Annotated in this window: 12 protein-coding genes; 1 reads left to right on the top strand and 11 read right to left on the bottom strand. The window is 64.7% G+C overall.

Going from position 1 to position 16369, the window contains the following annotated elements; genetic code table 11:
* Positions 1-5: 5 nt before the first annotated feature.
* The 8 genes from FOZ70_RS11930 to FOZ70_RS11965 form a co-directional block, all read right to left on the bottom strand.
* A complete protein-coding gene (locus tag FOZ70_RS11930) occupies positions 6-4322 on the bottom strand; it encodes an RHS repeat-associated core domain-containing protein (protein ID WP_346656399.1) in 4317 nt (1438 codons plus the stop codon).
* On the bottom strand, positions 4319-4777 hold the full coding sequence (locus FOZ70_RS11935; protein WP_059497124.1) for a DUF1795 domain-containing protein: 459 nt from the start codon (positions 4775-4777) through the stop codon (positions 4319-4321). Before FOZ70_RS11935 ends, FOZ70_RS11930 begins: the two co-directional genes overlap by 4 nt.
* A gap of 17 nt (positions 4778-4794) precedes the next feature.
* On the bottom strand, positions 4795-6933 hold the full coding sequence (gene tssI, locus FOZ70_RS11940) for a type VI secretion system tip protein TssI/VgrG (RefSeq protein ID WP_060066863.1): 2139 nt from the start codon (positions 6931-6933) through the stop codon (positions 4795-4797).
* Positions 6934-7333: 400 nt separating this feature from the next.
* The gene (locus FOZ70_RS11945; protein ID WP_021161431.1) at positions 7334-7843 is read right to left on the bottom strand and encodes an OmpA family protein; all 510 of its coding nucleotides are present in this window, start codon (positions 7841-7843) and stop codon (positions 7334-7336) included.
* An 85-nt stretch (positions 7844-7928) separates the two neighbouring features.
* A complete protein-coding gene (locus FOZ70_RS11950; RefSeq protein ID WP_230954022.1) occupies positions 7929-9161 on the bottom strand; it encodes a diguanylate cyclase in 1233 nt (410 codons plus the stop codon).
* A 32-nt stretch (positions 9162-9193) separates the two neighbouring features.
* Positions 9194-9907 (bottom strand): YfiR family protein, encoded by a 714-nt coding sequence (locus FOZ70_RS11955; RefSeq protein WP_193093964.1) that lies wholly within the window; start codon positions 9905-9907, stop codon positions 9194-9196.
* A gap of 302 nt (positions 9908-10209) precedes the next feature.
* Entirely contained in the window at positions 10210-10707 is a 498-nt protein-coding gene (locus tag FOZ70_RS11960; RefSeq protein WP_104766916.1) for a PIN domain-containing protein, read from the bottom strand.
* Entirely contained in the window at positions 10704-11876 is a 1173-nt protein-coding gene (locus FOZ70_RS11965) for an XRE family transcriptional regulator (RefSeq protein ID WP_193093963.1), read from the bottom strand. Before FOZ70_RS11965 ends, FOZ70_RS11960 begins: the two co-directional genes overlap by 4 nt.
* Positions 11877-12280: 404 nt before the next feature.
* Between FOZ70_RS11965 and FOZ70_RS11970 the strand changes: the two genes are divergently transcribed.
* The gene (locus FOZ70_RS11970) at positions 12281-13522 is read left to right on the top strand and encodes an FAD-binding oxidoreductase (RefSeq protein WP_219705942.1); all 1242 of its coding nucleotides are present in this window, start codon (positions 12281-12283) and stop codon (positions 13520-13522) included.
* Positions 13523-13545: 23 nt separating this feature from the next.
* Here the strand turns inward: FOZ70_RS11970 and FOZ70_RS11975 are convergent, their stop codons facing one another.
* The 3 genes from FOZ70_RS11975 to FOZ70_RS11985 all read right to left on the bottom strand — a co-directional run bounded on the left by FOZ70_RS11975 (position 13546) and on the right by FOZ70_RS11985 (position 16305).
* On the bottom strand, positions 13546-14313 hold the full coding sequence (locus tag FOZ70_RS11975; RefSeq protein WP_021161437.1) for a FadR/GntR family transcriptional regulator: 768 nt from the start codon (positions 14311-14313) through the stop codon (positions 13546-13548).
* Positions 14314-14381: 68 nt separating this feature from the next.
* Positions 14382-15272: an amidohydrolase family protein gene (locus tag FOZ70_RS11980; protein ID WP_219705943.1), complete on the bottom strand. Its 891-nt coding sequence runs from the start codon at positions 15270-15272 to the stop codon at positions 14382-14384.
* A 91-nt stretch (positions 15273-15363) separates the two neighbouring features.
* Complete coding sequence (locus FOZ70_RS11985) at positions 15364-16305, bottom strand: ABC transporter substrate-binding protein (RefSeq protein ID WP_021161439.1); 942 nt, start codon at positions 16303-16305, stop codon at positions 15364-15366.
* Positions 16306-16369: the final 64 nt, after the last annotated feature.

The following is a 16369-nucleotide window of genomic DNA, read 5'->3' on the forward strand; positions in this document are numbered from 1 at the left end:
CTTATTCATAATCCGTCAAAATCCCTCCAGAATGCATTGAACAATTCCTGATGGCTTTTCCGCTGAACCGGCACCAAATTCCAGAAATCATTGTTACCACCAAATTCCCTTGGTTGAATATGATGTATATCGTACTCAGCCCATCCCCCTCGAGGCGTTGAATATCCTCGGTCGTACCATTCCTTAATGAAATTTCCTCGCTCGGTCGCGCCCCACGAAACCCGATCTGCGACAGGAACTTTCCCTCCTATTCCGCTGGGGAAAGGGATACTACGTCCAGTTCTCGGGTCCACTACCTCCGGATACAAATTGAGCATACCGCGAATACGACTAGCCAAACTCGAGTTTGACGGTTTGGCTCGAGGTGTTTCTCCACAGGAAAGTCCCAGCGGATCAACCCATCCAAGCGAGTTGGGTGCATACGCATAGAAGTTAAACCCTCCCATCAACCCGATCGGATCCGGGCTGATGAACCGCCCAATGTCTGGATCGTAGAACCGGAACGTGTTGTAGTGGAGCCCCGTCTCACGGTCCAAATACTGCCCCTGGAAACGCAGGTTCTGTGGTCGCGGTACGCGTGTTGGCGTTGGCGCGACCACCGACACTTCGCCCCAGGTGGCTGTCGGCCGCTGCGGCGCCTGCGCAACCCACTCCTCCTGCACCGCGTTGCCCCAAACCTTGTAGCGAGCCTGCCAGACCAGATCTCCACCTGCGTCGGTTAACTCCTCCGGCAGCCCCGAAACATCGTTGTGGAAGTAGTAAACCGCATCCCTCGCATCAGCATCGTTAGCCGCCGGCTTGCCCTGATCGATCCGCGCAAGTGGCACATAGCTATTAGCCTCATACAAATACGTCAGCGCTTCCTCACCCTGACGGTCGTGATACGTCTCCTGCACGAGCCGCATACCGTCCCACAGGAAATCCGTACTCGCGTAACTGCCGTTGAGCTTCCGAATCCGCCGACCAAACGCGTCGTATTCGAAATGCGTCGTCGCGATCCCCAGCCGGTCCTTCGTCACGACGGTCTTCAGCTGGTTCCAGTCGTCGTATTCAAGCGCCAGCTCTTTCGCAGGCCCATGACCACTCACCTTGCGAACCAGCCGACCATAAACGTCATACTCGAAGCGCTTGTCCTCGAACATCTTGAGCCGGTTGTGCTCGACGTAGCCACCCGGGTGATCGCTCGACACCAGGTTAGCTGCCGCATCCCAGCGAAACACTTCCGACGGCAATCCCGGCCCCGCCGCCTGTTCAATGCGACCCGTCGGGTCATACCGATAGTTCGTCGTCCCATAACGCTGATCGCGCTTCTGGATCACGTCACCCGCCGCATCGTATTGCCACTGCTTCGCAAGCAGGTCATCAGCCGCATGGCCCCGCTGCGCAGCGTGCCGTGCGCGACGGCCTACCGCGTCGTATCCGAAACGACTGGTCAGCTTGCCCTGCGTTCGCAGCACCTCGCGATGCAGATCATCGCGTTCCATGTCGGCGACCGCAGCACCGTCAACGCGAATCTGGTGCACATGTCCCGACCCGTAATGCAGCCAGTCGATCGTGCGCTCACCGGAGATCGTGGTGCTGACGCGATTGCCGAGTTCATCATAGGTATGCGCGAGCCAGCCGGTCGGTGTGTATTCCTCGACGACCTCACCGCGAGCGCCGTATTTCAAGCTGACCCGATTCTTCAGCGACGGGCCGCGAGCAGCCAGCGTGTACAACTCGGCGGATGTGATTCGGCTCGCCTTGTCGTACAGATATTCACACCGCTCATGCGCGGCTTGCTTCGCCGTCAGTCGACCGATCGCGTCGCGCTCGTATCGCGTCTCGATCTGTCCATCCCGGACACTCGTGCCTTGGCCGCACACGTCATATTCGTACGTACGCTTGTGACCATCCAGTCCGATCTGCGCAGAAACCAGATCGCGACGGTCATACTGGAAGCGATACGTCTCGCGATTCTCGTTGGTCAAACTCGCCAACCGGAACGCATCGTCGTACCCGAATCGCACGACACGATCAGCCGCATCCGTGCGTGCTATCAGCAATCCGCGCGGATTAAGTTCATAGCGCGTGCTGCGCTGGTTCGCATCGACAACTTCAACGAGCCGCCCGGCCGCATCGTATCGAAACATCTGGCGCGCACCGTCGGCCGTCCCGATCCCCGTGACCCTCCCCATCGCATCCGTTTCATAGACGGTGGACTGGCCCATCGCGTCGGTCACGCGCGCAAGCGTACCCCGCGCATCGTATGCAAACCGCGTGACCTTGCCTGAACAATCCGTGTACGAGGTCAACTGCGCGCGGCCGTTCCATTCGAGGAACTTGTAACCACCGCGCGCATCGCGGATCGTGTGTACCAACCCGCGTTCATCCCGGTGATACTCGGTCGCGAAGCCCGCCGGATCGCGCGTCATCGTCAGGTTGCCGCGATCGTCGTAGCGATAGATCCAGCGCGAGTTGGCCGGATCGGTTTCCGCGACGGGCAGATCGTAGTGCCCGTTCCACTCGGTGCGCTCGACCTGGCCCAGTGCATCGATGCGCTGCGTCTGCCGCCCGCGCTCGTCATATTCGAAGCGGGTCGTGTTCCCTGCCGGATCGGTCGTACTGACCAACTGCCGCATCGCGTTCCATTCGAGGTGCCACACATGACCTTCGGCATCCGTATGACTCGTCGGCTGCTGATCCTCGTTCCACGTCCACTGCGTCACGCGGCCGATCTGGTCGGTAATCGTCACCGTGCGCCCGGCGAGGTCCGCATTGAACGTGTACGCTTCGCCGTCGTTGGTCCAGTGGCGCACGACACGTGCATCGCGCCCAACACCCTCCCACGCATAGAAACACTGCAAGCCGCCGCGCAACGTGTGCTGAACCATCAGTCCACGCTCGTACGCGAAACGTCGCGCGATATAGCCGCTGCGGTCGGTAACGGCAACCAGTTCGCCAGCATCGTTGTACGCGTAACGCACCAGCGTATCGGGTTGCTCACCGTCCACACCACGTGTCAGCTCGATCGCGGCAATGCGTCGGGCGTGCGACTTGTCGTAGGCGAACGCCAATACGCGACCAGCGCTGTCATGCAGCCGTGCCGGCCGCACGACCTCACCGGCCGCTTCCTGCTCCACCTCGATCCAGTTGCCGTTGCGATCCTCGAGACGCCACAGCTTGAGCGTTTCGTTATCCGCATCGCTCCGGGCACGACCGAAATCGCGATACACACCATCGACCGTCTCGACCACATAGTGGCCACCCTCGGTGCAGATCAGGTAAATGCCTTCGGGCACGCTGAAGTGACTCTCACCCGGCGACACGGCCGGGAACACGATATCGCGCCCCTGCTCGTCCCAGTAAGTGATCGACTGAACCTCGCCGTGTTCACGCGCGAGCCGCAGTTCGACGCTGATCGGCACGCTCCATCCCGTCCCGAACAGGCTGTCGGCACGATCATCGAGGCTGCTATAGAAACGCTGCCACACGATCGGCAACGGCCCGGGCAGTACGAAGTCGGTATCGTCCGTGCCGTCGAGAACCTTGCTGCCGGTAATGACGTTGACCGGATGCCCTGCCGACGGCCGCGCCAGGCTCCCCAGCCAGGTACCGAACGCACTCGCCGCAAAATTCACCGCAAGACACGGCACCTTGCTCTTCAGGAACTGCCCCCAGCTCATCTTTCCGCGCCCGCAAACTGCGAGCGCAATACCCAGCGCCGCCCCCAGCCATCCGAGCCGGGTAGCCGACTTCACGTCCCTCACCCGCTGCGTGCCGCCGCCGATGAAAACGTTGTCCGAACCTTCGGCAATCGTGCCGTCGCACGTGGTCTTGTCCCCGACCCGCGCGGCCGGTTGATCGTTGATGTAAACACTCCCCGACCCATCGGCAATCATCTGCGGCCCGGGATGATCGGTACACGCAACGGTATCGAGATCGCCCGGCTTCGCCGCCCGCGCCGCCTTCTTGTTGTTGACGTAAACGTTCCCCGATCCGCTTGCGATCTTGCCCTTGATCTCGGGCGGCACCATCGAATTGGCCAGCGCCTTCGCGCCGTCGTCGATGGCTTCGTTCATCCCGCTCGCTTCCATCAGCGCGCCCGAGCCAACGGCCACGCCGACGCCGATCGCGATCACGAGCGGCGTCGCCAGCCCGGCCGTGCCGATCTCGAGCGCGGCGAGGCCGGCGAATATCAGCCCCTCCATCGCCTCCGCCACCAATGCCCCGACGATGGCGCCGCCGACAACCGACCCGACCGTACCGACCAGTTCACCCAGAAACGACGTGTGCTGGATCGGATCTTCGAAGCGAGCGGCCGCGAAGTTTTCCGCGCTCACGACGCGTCACCCGGCCCGAGCAGGGTCGGTCGCGCCGCGCGCGGCTGGAAACTGGCCAGCATGCGGTCGGCGATCGCCTGCTGTTCGTCGGTCAGCGGCGCCGCGCTGGTCAACGTCATCACCAGCACGCGGCCGGCGTCGTCCGACGGAAACATGGTCTGCACCTGATGCCAGAGCCGGCCGTCCCGTTCGTGCGTGGAGTCGATTTGAACGCCCGCACGACCCGCCACCGTCACCGGCCGGCGTGCTTTCTCGGTCAGCATCCTGGCATCGCGCGACGCCACTTCCCATTCGCGCGCGACGAACGCGTCGAGATTCTCCCCGTCACGCAAGCGCCCGCGAGCGATCACGAGATTGAGGCCGCCGGGGCCGGCGTTCATCATCAGGATGTTGACCGTGCGATCAAGTGCCGCGTCCGGCAGTTCGAAGGTGCCTTCGTGAATTGCGTAGTGCATGGCTGGTTTCGTTCGTTTTATTTGTTGAGATCGATGCGCTTGCCGTTGACCATCACGCCGTCGTCGGTCATCAGGATCACGGAGCCCTTGTGTTCGAGGCGAATGCCTTCCGGCGCGAGCGAGATCGAGCTGTCCATCACCTTCAGCAGGATGCCTCGCTCGGCCATGTAAACCTGCGTGCCGCCGCCCCCGTCCTTGGCCGGCGTCGTCACCTCGACGGTGGTCGCGGTCGTGCTGCGCTTCTCGGCGATCGTCTCGGTCAGGTTGCCCTGCGGAATCTGCTTCTCTTCGCTGCCGGTGGCCACCAGCACGGTACGCATCGGCCCCAGCACCTTGTGCGTCTCGTTGTTCTCGACGACGGTGTTCATGTCCTTCTGCGCGTGCATGAAGAACTCCTGCATGCCGTTCGTGTCGGTCATGCGGATCTCGTTCGACCCCTGCCCCTTGTGCGTCTGGCTCTTGATCCCCATCGTCTGGCCGGCCGCGCCGTGATACGGATTGCCTTGCTCGCCGTTGAACACGCGGCCGACGATCACCGGGTTGTCCGGATCGCCCTGGTTGAACGCGACGAGCACTTCCTGCTTGATCCGCGGAATCGCCGCCGCACCCCAGCCGTCACCCGCCCACGGTTGCGACACGCGCACCCACATCGAATCGGATCCGTCCTTCTTGCCGCGCCGGTCCCACGGAAAATGCACCTTCACCGCGCTGCCGTTGGTGTAGATTTCCTCGCCCTTCGGCCCGACGACGATCGCCGACTGCGTGCCGTGAATCACCGGCTTCGGCGTGCCGCGCGGCGCGCGATACGGCACCTTCTTCGGCAGCAGCGCGAAGCTGTTGCGATACGGCAGCTTCGCGCTGTGCTGCGTGTAGTCGTTCACCGCCTCGTGACGCACGTGCAGGATCACGTATTCCTGGTTGTTCTCGAGCACCGGGTGATTCGCCACGGTGACCGCGCCCGCCGTGGTCATGCGCCACGCGTAGCCGCCGCCGGTATAGCGGTGGGCCTGCGCCTCCTCGGCCTCCATCGCAAAACGGGCGTAACGGTTACCGTCATCGCCGTGGTCGTACAGCGACTGGTGCTCGAACCGCTCGGTCGCGTCGAGCCGCGCATGCTTGAGGTTCTGCGGCCCGGCTTCCACCAGCATCAGCGGCGACGACGGGTTCTGGTGGTTGAAGTCGCGGAACGTGACCTTGCCGACGCCGAAGCGCCGGCCTTCGTGCAACTGGTCGATCCCGCTGTCCTCACTCGCCTCGGTCGCCGCGAACGGCACCGTGGCGAGCCCGTCGATCGGGCGGAACAGCAGGTTCGAATCGCCGATCACCAGGATGTGCTTGTCCTTCTCGTAGCGGTGCGTCCAGACGAGCCCCTCCTGCTCCATCAGCCGAGCGCAGAAGTTGTAGTAGCTCTCCTGGTACATCACGACATATTCGAGCGGCTTCTGGCTCGTCCGGATATCGAACACGAAGTCGGAGAACCCGTGCTCCTGGAAGATCTCGGTGAGGATGTCCTGCGCGGTCTTGTTCTGGAAGATCCGGCAGTCGGTCGAGCGCGTCAGGAACCAGAACCACGGCACCGCCGTCAGGTGATACTGCGTGACGTTCCCGGGGTTGCCCGCGCGGTCGAACGATGCCACGTAGCCGTCGAAATAACGGTCGTTGTCGCCGGTACCCGATGCGACGACACGCTCGAGCGTCGACAGGCGCGCCTGCTGGTCGAACCGGATCTTGACCTGCTGGCCGATCAGGTCTTCCGGGCGCAGGTCGTGGCGATGGGACAGCAGGTCGAGGTGGATCTCGGGCAACCGGTTCACGTGCTCGTCGACGACGGCGGCGCTGACCAGCAGCACATCCGGGCCGAGCGGCGTATCGAGCGTCACGTAGCGGTTGAGCTGGGTCAGGCGCGCGGGGTTGGCGGCACCGTTGATCGCCTCGGCGATCGCGCCGGGCGTCTTGTCCATCAGCGAGAAGCCGGTCTGCGCGAGCTGCATCGCGCGCTGGACGGTGTCGACGTGGCCGGCCAGCCCCGCGAGCGGCCCGAGGCTGCCGGCGACACTCGACGCAACCGGGCCGGCCAGGCCGCCGAGCGCGCTCAACGAGCCCAGCCCGCCGCCGCCCAAACCATTGGGAATACCCCCGTTCGGAGCGAAACTCATTCTTGTTCCTTGCGTATGATCTCAGGTTCCGTAGGCCGGCTGGCCGGCCCGAAGCCCCGATAATGTAGGACAAATTCCGACAGCGCGGAAGCCACTCGCAAACGTTTACGCTCGCGCCCCGAAAACCGGTAAACCAGGCTGGCAGCGGGATTCCGGGGCAGGATCGCCCTCGGCGCCCCCATGGTGAGGAAGTATTCAAGGAGCCGGCGGGGCGATTTCGTCCGGACACGTGAAAGCCCCGGGCTCGAATGCGTCGAGCAACGCCATCCGGGCGTCGAAGACTGCTTCACCCGGTAATGCGCCACGTCAGCATGTCAGGGGCATGACGATCGGCTGCTCGCGGGGAGCAAACGCCCGGAATTCCGCTGCACGCGCCGCGCCGCCCCGCCGAAGCGAAACCTCACCGCGGCGAAACCACGATCGCCGCCCGCCGGTTCTGCGCGCGGCCCGCCGGTGTCCGGTTGTCGCCCACCGGGTCGAGCTTGCCTTTCCCGACGACCGCGATGCGCTTCGGGTCCAGCCCGAGATCGACGAGCTCGATCGCCACCACCTCGGCACGCCGACGCGACAACTCGACGTCGTAGTCGTCCACGCCCTCTTCGTCCGTATAACCGTAGACCCGCACCCCGTTGATCCCGGCCGAATGGAGCGTGCGCCCGATCCGCTCGACGATCCGCCGCACATCGGGCTTGAGGTTGTAGCGATCGAAATCGAACAGGATCGGCCCGGTCGAGCCGAATTCGAAACCCTGCTGGGTTTCCTGGAAACCGGCCGACTTGAGCGCCGTGACCTGCGTCTGCGTCAGCCCGCGATGAAGCGGTGGCGTCTTGCAGCCGCCCAGCGCCATGCACAGCAGCAGCGCGCTCCAAACGCACGTACGCCCGATGCCCACCGGAAACGAGTGGTTCATGTCGCATCCCCTTCGAGTGCGCCCGCGCCGGGCGCGCCTGTTGTCATCCGCGGCTGCGGCCTCGCCCGCAGCGCGAAGCAATCGATCAAACCGGCCCCGCGACACCTTCGGCCAGCTGCCACGAGCCTGGCCGGGCGCGCTTGGCCCGGTACATCGCTGCATCCGCCGCGCGCAGCAAACCGCTCGCGTCCGATGCGTGGTCGGGATACAGCGCTACGCCGGCACTCATCATGGTGGCCACCATGCGGCCGTCGGACAGCTCGATCGACGGCGCCATGCCGGACAAGATCTCGTCGGCGATCCGGCACACGCTGCCCGCTTCGGGCACCGCCGCCAGCATCACCGCAAATTCGTCGCCGCCGAGGCGGGCGACCAGATCGGTCTCGCGCACCTGCGTGCGCAGCCGCGACGCGACGCCGATCAGCACCGCGTCGCCGGCATCGTGACCGAGACAATCGTTGATCTCCTTGAAGCGATCGCAGTCGAGATACAGGATCGCGACCCGCTGGCCCGTCGCATTCGCGTCGCCGAGCGCGCGCGCCAGGCGCGACTCGAACTGCACGCGATTGGGCAGCCCGGTAAGCGCATCGTGCGTCGCCTTGTGTTCGAGCGACGCGTTTTCGTCGCGCAGCGTGTTCTGCCAGTCTTCGAATTCGTCGAGCAGCGCATTGAAGTCGTCGCCGAGCTCGTTCAGTTCCGCGATCGCCGCCGGCTCGACACGCCGCGCGAATGCCCGTTCGCGCCGCACCGCGTGCGCGACGCCGGCGAGCGCACGCAGCGGCGCGACGATGTTGCGCAGCAGGCGCTTCGAGCTCACATACGCGCCGAACACACTGACGGCCAGGCAGCCGAGAATGCCGCCGATGCCGCCGAGCAGGAAGCCGAAGAACTGGTGCCCGCGGCCGCGCACGACGACCTTCCCGACGACGATGCCGTCATGCACGACCGGCACCGCGACGGGCCCGGGCAGCGCGACGTCGGCCACGATGCGCTCGAGCCGCGCGATCCCGTTGCCGGCTGGCAACTGCCACGTCGCGAACGGCTGGCCGTTGCTGTCGGTGACGACGACCTGCGCGACGTCTTCCTCGCTCGCGATCATCCCGATCGCCTCGTTCGCCGCGACGCGATCGCCGAACACGAGCGCCGCCTCGACCGTATAACCGAGCGAGCGGGCCAGCAGGTTCAGGTTGTTACCGGCATACGCACGCAACGCGATCACGGCGACGACGATCAACGACACGGCCGCCATCGCGACGGCGACGAACGCGAGGCGCAGGTGCGCGCGGCGCAGCACGCTTTGCAGCGTGGGGCGCGGCATGCGCGAAGGGGGCAGGTGGAGCAAGGGCCGCATCATGGCGCCCCCGGCCGTCGTGCGAGATTCAGCACGTTCGGATGCACGCGCACGCCGCTGCGCGCCACCGCATCGAGATTGATGTCGAACGACACGCGATCGCCATCGACATTGAGACAGAACATGCCGCCCGCGGTGCAGGACGGATCGTGTTCCGCGATCGTCAGGACGGGATGGCCGGCCAGCGCGCGCCTGACGCGCGTTCTCTCGTCGTTGTTCAAGGTGCCGAGATACACGACGTCGCACGCGATGCCGAGCGACGGATCGTCGAAGCGGACATGCTGCACGTCGAGCAGCGTCGAGCCGGCCTGCAGCGTATCGGTCAGGCCGCGCGCGTAGTCGGGGCGGCCGGTGACGCACAGGTGCAGACGAACGGGCATGGTCGGCCAGCGCGTGAAGCTGACGATGCCGAGCACGACCTGACGCACGGCGGAGTCGTGTGACGAAACGGCGTGATCGGGCGTCGCCGCGGAATCGGCAGGGCTTGCGGCGGCGGCGGTGTGCATGGTGTCGGACGGACCGTCCGCGTCGGCGGGAACCCCCGCGAGCACGGCCGGCGCCGCTCCCAGAACGCAAACGATTGCGAGAAGTGCGTGGCGCAGTGAAGCGGTACGGCCGGGCCGGCCCGTCTTCCGCGCGGCGATCGCCGCCGCGCACGTTGGCGTCGTTGCCGTCGCAAAACCGGCAGCCGCCGCGCACACTTTCGCATCCATGATGGCAACATCCGCTGGCGTCGCTCCGGCGCTGCCTCCCGCCTCCCTCCGTGCGCGAGCAGGCACCGTATCACGCGCACGATTGCTTCATCTTAGGTAAAAATCCGCGTGATCCACCAGTGGGAAACACCCGCTGGGAAGGGGAAGAAAGTATGCGGAATTGACGCGTAGAGAACGATACGGATGCGTGCGATTGTTGATGCGGGCCCCGTGTCGGTACCGGTGTCGGCGAATTGATCAGCGGATTACGAAACCACGCACGTCAAACTTCATACGTTCTGCAGCGGTGCACAGGGATGTTTTCAGAACCGCCAATCCTGCTGGTGCATGAATTCTTCGAGGTCAATGCACGGAATGCCGAAATGCGCGCAGACATTAGGTATCTTCGCCGCGTGAGGTTTTGCCGTCAGGCCGCCCTGCATGTGCTGCCATCCTTCCTCGGTCACGACCGTCCCGTCGCAGATCTTTGCGCAGGCTATGACAAACGGATCGGCGACCGGCGTCCCTTTGAGACGCTGCTGCTGTCCAATCAATGCCTGAAAATGCTTGATCCGCAAAATCGCAGCGACAAATCGCAGTTCCTCTGCACTTGGCGTCGTGAACAGTGAACGATTGACTTTCACCCACGCCAATACATCTGCGCTGACGGCCTGTCGCTCGATTTCATTCAACACTTCTCGCGTCGAAATCAATCGCCTCTGGCCAACGAGTCTTTCGATACCATCCCAGATGCTTCTGAACACACGCGGGTAGAAATGCTGGAGTGACCGGATGGAACTAGTGTCGAACACATAGATCATGCACCAGCCCCGTGAAGGACATGCGCTTCAAATCCTGCAAAGCTTTTCGGCTTGATGCCGAGAAAATCAGCGGCCTGCTCGAGCGTGATCTGATGCTGGTAATGACGGCCGACGACCTCCCTGGCGAAGCGGTCACTGAGATAGGCGCCCTGATTCGCATAATAGCTTCCGCCTGTCGCCTCTTTTTGCTGAGCCGACCAGGCCATTGCCTTGCGCTTGTAGAAAGACTGGCCGACTCGCCCTTGATCCAACAATCGTCGCAACACGGCCTCGCGGCTCACACCGAAATGATTCGCGAGATCCGAAAATACGTGGTCAGACGCGGACTCGACATCGGCCGGAAACGCTCGCACCGCCTCGTTGAACGCGGCGCGTGGAATCAGTACCTCTGCCGCGATCGCGTTGCAAAATTGCTCGATCCTCCTCTCGGCCTGAGGAAGCGCATCGATATAATCGGGCTTGAGCTTGCTCAGGCCATTCATGCTCAGAAGCAAATGCGCAAGTTCGTGCAGCAGACTGAATATCTGACGGGTCTTCGTCGTGCCGTTGTTGAGATAGATGATCGGAAACATATCCTCCATCAAGCAGAAACCCGAGATTTCGCGCTGCTTGAACGACGACTTGAACACGAAAATTCCGGCATCCTCGACGGCCTTTCGCCATTGCTTCAGTGCGACGTCGTCGTTATGCCACGAAGTCTGCTCATCAAGCGTGATGCCCAGCACATGACGAACGCGATCCGCCTGCGCTGACACCGACTCCGACAACGAGAGCGCCAACGATTTCCAGATCATGTCTCGCGCGGGATTGCGTCCACCGAATACTTCTCGCAGCGAAACCTGAAATGCCTGCGCCTGCCGGATCTGTAAATATGTGTCGCGTGAGAGCGACTGCATGTCCGTTTCGGGGAGCGTCCGGAACTCGCGCTGAGGCACCTTCTCGTCAGGTGGAGCCGGGAGAAAAAAGACCGCCAGCGGCCTCTTGAAAACCTGGTACGCAAGCTTCTCGAGCTGAGCGTATGTCGGCGCCTCGGTTCCCGTCTCCCAGCCGACAACCTCGCTGGACGGAATCCGAAGGATGGTCGCGACTTCTTCGATCGACAGTCCGACCGTTTCTCTCGCCCAACGCAACACGTCAGGCTGCACGCCTGCCACGGGTTCTCGCTTCATCGCTGTTTCTCTATCAATTCAGGAGACTGCTACCGTCACCATCATAGATGCTTGGCCGGCTCGTCGCCGATGGGCTCGGTACGCGCGGAGCGCTCGCGCCGGCCTCGGGCAGAAACACCGCCATCGACCTGAAATGCAAAACCATTTTAAATCATGGCATTACGTACACGCGACGCACCCATTTTCATGGGTCTCGCACCGGAAAGAACTGCATTCCGCCCGGCTCCTCACGCGTGAACCAAGCTCTCAATGTCGCGAATCGTAAAAGATCGCGCGGGCGGAACGTGACCGGATTTTGCTGACCGGACAGCATCGCGAGTATCCTAACCGGCAGTCACGTTTCGGTGAAACCTCCGGCATTCGTCTCAACACAATGTTGGACGACAACCTGCATCCAGCTCGCTATGGACTTCGACGTCATCGTTCTCGGCGCCGGCATCGTCGGCGTCTCCGTCGCACTGCACCTGCAGGATCGCGGACGCAAGGTCGCCCTCGTCGATCGCGGTGCGCCCGGCGAAGGCACGAGCTTCGGCAACGCGGGGCTGATCGAGCGCTCGTCGGTCGAGCCGTATCCGTTCCCGCGCAGCCCGTTCACGCTGATGCGCTACGCGCTGAACCGCTCGACCGATCTCTACTGGCACAGCGCGTCGCTGCCCGCGTTCGCGCCGTGGCTCGCGCGTTTCTGGTGGGAATCGGCGCCGCTGCGCCACGCGGCAGCTTCACGCGACATGCTGCCGCTGATCGAGCGCTGCCTCGTCGAGCACGACGCGCTGATCGCTCGGGCCGGTGCCGGCGAACTGATCCGCGCGAACGGCTGGCTGGAAGCGTTCCGCACGCCCGCCGCATTCGAACGCGGCGTGGCCGAGGCCGGCCTCACCGCACGCCGCCACGGGCTCGGCATCACGCCGCTCGATGCCGCCGCGCTGCTCGCGCACGAGCCGAGCCTCGCCCCCGGCTTCTGCGGCGCGTTGCACTGGCTCGATCCGAAAAGCGTCGTCGATCCGGCCGCACTCGTCAAAGCGTATGCGCATCTGTTCGTGCAAGGCGGCGGCACGCTGCTGACTGGCGACGCCGCGAGCCTCGACGCACTCTCGCCCGGCTGGCAAGTGAACACGCAGGACGGCACGGCCGCCGCGCCGTCTGTCGTCGTCGCGCTCGGCCCGTGGTCCGACACGGTGTTCGGCAAGTTCGGCTACAAGATCCCGCTGCGCGAGAAGCGCGGTTATCACATGCATTACGCGCCGTCCGCGCGCGGCGTGCCGTCGGCGCCGATCGTCGATCGCGAATACGGCTACGTGATCGCACCGATGAAGCGCGGGCTGCGGCTGACGACCGGCGTCGAGATCGCGCGGCGCCGCGTGCCGCCGACCGGCGTGCAGCTGGAACGCGCGGAACGTGTCGCGCGCCCCGTGTTCGGTTTCGGCGAGCGGCTCGACCCGCAACCGTGGCTCGGCTTCCGGCCGTGCACGCCCGACATGCGCCCGGTGATCGGCCCCGCGCCCGCGCATCGCGGGCTGTGGTTCGCGTTCGGGCACAACCATCACGGGCTGACGCTCGGCCCCGTCACGGGCCGCCTGCTGGCCGAGATGATGACGGGCGAAGCGCCGTTCACCGATCCGGCGCCGTACCGCGCGGATCGCTTCTGACCTGGCAGCGCGTCGACGCGCGCTCAGTCGAGCGCGCGCCCGAAGATGCGGATCACTTCGTCGAGGTGCTCGGCCATCGCGCGGCGCGCGGCGTCCGGGTCGCGCGCACGGATCGCATCGAGGATCGCGCGGTGTTCCAGTTCCGATCGGTGCGGCATGTCGTTCGGCATGTACAGCGACTGCAGCCGCTGGAACATCAGGTCGTACTTGTGCGCGAGCAGCTGCTTGATCATCAGCGCATACGCGGCGTTGTCGCTCGCTTCCGCGATGCGGATATGAAACAGCCGGTCGCCCGGATGCGTGAGCGAGCCGCTGCGGTTGTCTTCCTGGTTGCGCAGGAACGCCTCGTGGATGCCTTCGATCTGCTCGTCGGAGCCGTGCTTCGCGGCAAGCGACGCGGCTTCCGGCTCGATCAGCCGGCGTGCCTGCAACAGCGCGAACGGCGGGATTTCGGTATCGAGATCGAGTGCGATGCCGAGTTCGGGATCGATCTCGATGACCGTGAACGGCGCGGCCTTCCCTGCCAGGCCGGGTGCGGGTTCGGGTGCGGCGGCCGTTTCGGGGTGGCGCACCTTCACGCCGTCGCCGACGCGCACGCTGACGAGCCCGCTCACTTCGAGCGCGATCAGCGCTTCACGCACCGACGTGCGCGACACGCCGAACTGTTCGGCCAGTTCGCGCTCGGGCGGCAGGTAACTGCCCGGCGGAAAATCGCCGGACTCGATCATCGCACTGAGCTTGTCGGCGATCTGCTGGTACAGGCGGCGGTTCTGGATCGGCTGGATGGACATACGTTGATGCTGGTGATCGGTTGCATTGCGGACGGCCCGGCGAAGCGCACGGGCCGTTCGCGCCTATTTTATATGCCGCGCTTCGCGTCGCCCGGCACCGCATAACAACGCGCCGCCGCCCCGCCCCAAAGCGCACTGCGCTCGGCCGCCGACAGCCGCGATTCGGCCCAGCGCTCGACGATCGATGCGACTTCGTCATACGACGCGGCCAGCAGGCACACCGGCCAGTCCGACCCGAACATCAGCCGCTGCGGGCCAAACGCGTCGAGCGCCGCATCGAGGCACTGCTCGATATGCCGCACGTCCTTCCCGCGCAGGCCGCGCTTCCAGTCCGCTTCCGTCACGAGCCCCGACAGCTTGCACGCGACGTGCGGCAGCGCGCCCAGCTCGCGCAATGCGGCGCGCCAGCGCGCGAGCGCCGATTCGTCGCGCTCGAATTCGGCCAGCGCGGGCTTGCCGGCGTGATCGAGCACGAGCCAGTGCGCGTCGTGCCGTGCGCAGAACGCCTGCACGTCCGGCAACTGGCGCTCGAACACGAGCACGTCGTACACGTAACCGTTCGCCTGCAGCCACGCGATGCCGCGGTTGAAGCCGGGATCGGCGACGAACGCGCCGGCGTCGGCTTCGTCCTGCACCTGGTGCCGGAAGCCACGCAGCTTCGGGCTGCACCATTCGGCGACGCGCTCGGCAAGCTGCGGCGCGGCGAGATCCTCCCAGCCGACCACCGCCGCGATGTGCGTATCGTCGCGGGCGAGATCGAGCAGGAACGCGGTCTCGTCGCGCCCGGCGCGCGCCTGCACCGCGATCGACGCGCCGAGCGCCTGCGCATGCATCAGCGGCCGCAACGCGTCGGGCAGGTAGTCGCGCGCGAGCACCTCCATGCCGGGGCCGATCCACGGATAGTCGGCCGCGCGATAACGCCAGAAGTGCTGATGGGAGTCGATACGCACTGCGCCCATGGTGTCCTCGTGTTCTGCTCAGGCGGCCACCCGCGCCGCCGCGCCGCCGCACACGCTACGCGCCGCGCGCGGCGGCGCCGTGGCACGGCGTTCAGTCGTACAGCACCGCCGCGATCTTCGGATCGTCGATATTGGTCTTGTCGTACCAGTAGAAACCGGTATCGATGACCTTCGGCAGCTTCTCGCCCTTGATCGCCTTCACGGCCGCCTCGACCGTCTTGTAGCCGATCCCGATCGGGTTCTGCGTGATCGCGCCGGCCATCAGCCCGCTGCGGATCGCGTCCTTCTGCTGCTTGCCCGAATCGTAGCCGACGATCACGACCTTGCGCTTCATTTCACGCACGCCGTTGACCACGCCGATCGCCGAGCCTTCGTTGGTGCCGAACAGCCCCTTGAGCTTCGGGTACCCCTGCAGGATCGACTTCGTCACCTCGGTCGACTTCAGCTGGTCGCCTTCGCCGTACTGCACGGTCACGACCTGCACCTTCGGGTGCGCCGCCTTCATCCGCTCGAGAAAACCGTCGCGGCGATCGATGCCGGTGCGGCTCGTCTGGTCGTGCGCGACCACGGCGACTTCGCCCTCGTCGCCGATCAGCGCGGCGAGCTTGTCGGCGGCCAGCGCGGCGGCGGCCTTGTTGTTGGTCGCGGCCGTCGTCACCGGGATGTCGCTGTCAACGCCCGAGTCGAATGCGATCACCGGGATCTTCTCGGCCTGCGCCTTCTTCAGCAGCGGCAGCGCGGCCTTGCTGTCGAGCGCCGCGAAGCCGAGCGCGGCCGGCTTCTTCGCGATCGCGGCCGACAGCATGTCGATCTGCTTGTCGACCATCGCCTCGGTTTCGGGCCCTTCGAACGTCACCTTCACCTTGTAGTCCTTCGCGGCCTGCGTCGCGCCCGATTTCACGGCCTGCCAGAACTGATGCTGGAAGCCCTTCGAGATCAGCGGGATGTAGGCTTCCTGCGCGTGCGCACCGGCCGTGACGCCGACGGCGAACGTCAGCCCGACGATCGCGTTCAACACCTTGCTCCTGATCACTTCGCGTCTCCTTTTTTCGTATCGACTGGAACGACTGGAACGCCGGCCGGAACCGGCGGTGAAG

Source organism: Burkholderia sp. COPS (genome assembly GCF_019425585.1).
GTDB lineage: Bacteria > Pseudomonadota > Gammaproteobacteria > Burkholderiales > Burkholderiaceae > Burkholderia > Burkholderia cepacia.

Excerpts from the sequence above, each read along its gene's own strand:
- FOZ70_RS11935 (WP_059497124.1), bottom strand. The coding sequence starts at position 4,777 with ATGCACTACGCAATTCACGAAGGCACCTTCGAACTGCCGGACGCGGCA.
- tssI (WP_060066863.1), bottom strand. The coding sequence starts at position 6,933 with ATGAGTTTCGCTCCGAACGGGGGTATTCCCAATGGTTTGGGCGGCGGC.
- FOZ70_RS11945 (WP_021161431.1), bottom strand. The coding sequence starts at position 7,843 with ATGAACCACTCGTTTCCGGTGGGCATCGGGCGTACGTGCGTTTGGAGC.
- FOZ70_RS11950 (WP_230954022.1), bottom strand. The coding sequence starts at position 9,161 with ATGCCGCGCCCCACGCTGCAAAGCGTGCTGCGCCGCGCGCACCTGCGC.
- FOZ70_RS11955 (WP_193093964.1), bottom strand. The coding sequence starts at position 9,907 with ATGGATGCGAAAGTGTGCGCGGCGGCTGCCGGTTTTGCGACGGCAACG.
- FOZ70_RS11960 (WP_104766916.1), bottom strand. The coding sequence starts at position 10,707 with ATGATCTATGTGTTCGACACTAGTTCCATCCGGTCACTCCAGCATTTC.
- FOZ70_RS11965 (WP_193093963.1), bottom strand. The coding sequence starts at position 11,876 with ATGAAGCGAGAACCCGTGGCAGGCGTGCAGCCTGACGTGTTGCGTTGG.
- FOZ70_RS11970 (WP_219705942.1), top strand. The coding sequence starts at position 12,281 with ATGGACTTCGACGTCATCGTTCTCGGCGCCGGCATCGTCGGCGTCTCC.
- FOZ70_RS11975 (WP_021161437.1), bottom strand. The coding sequence starts at position 14,313 with ATGTCCATCCAGCCGATCCAGAACCGCCGCCTGTACCAGCAGATCGCC.
- FOZ70_RS11980 (WP_219705943.1), bottom strand. The coding sequence starts at position 15,272 with ATGGGCGCAGTGCGTATCGACTCCCATCAGCACTTCTGGCGTTATCGC.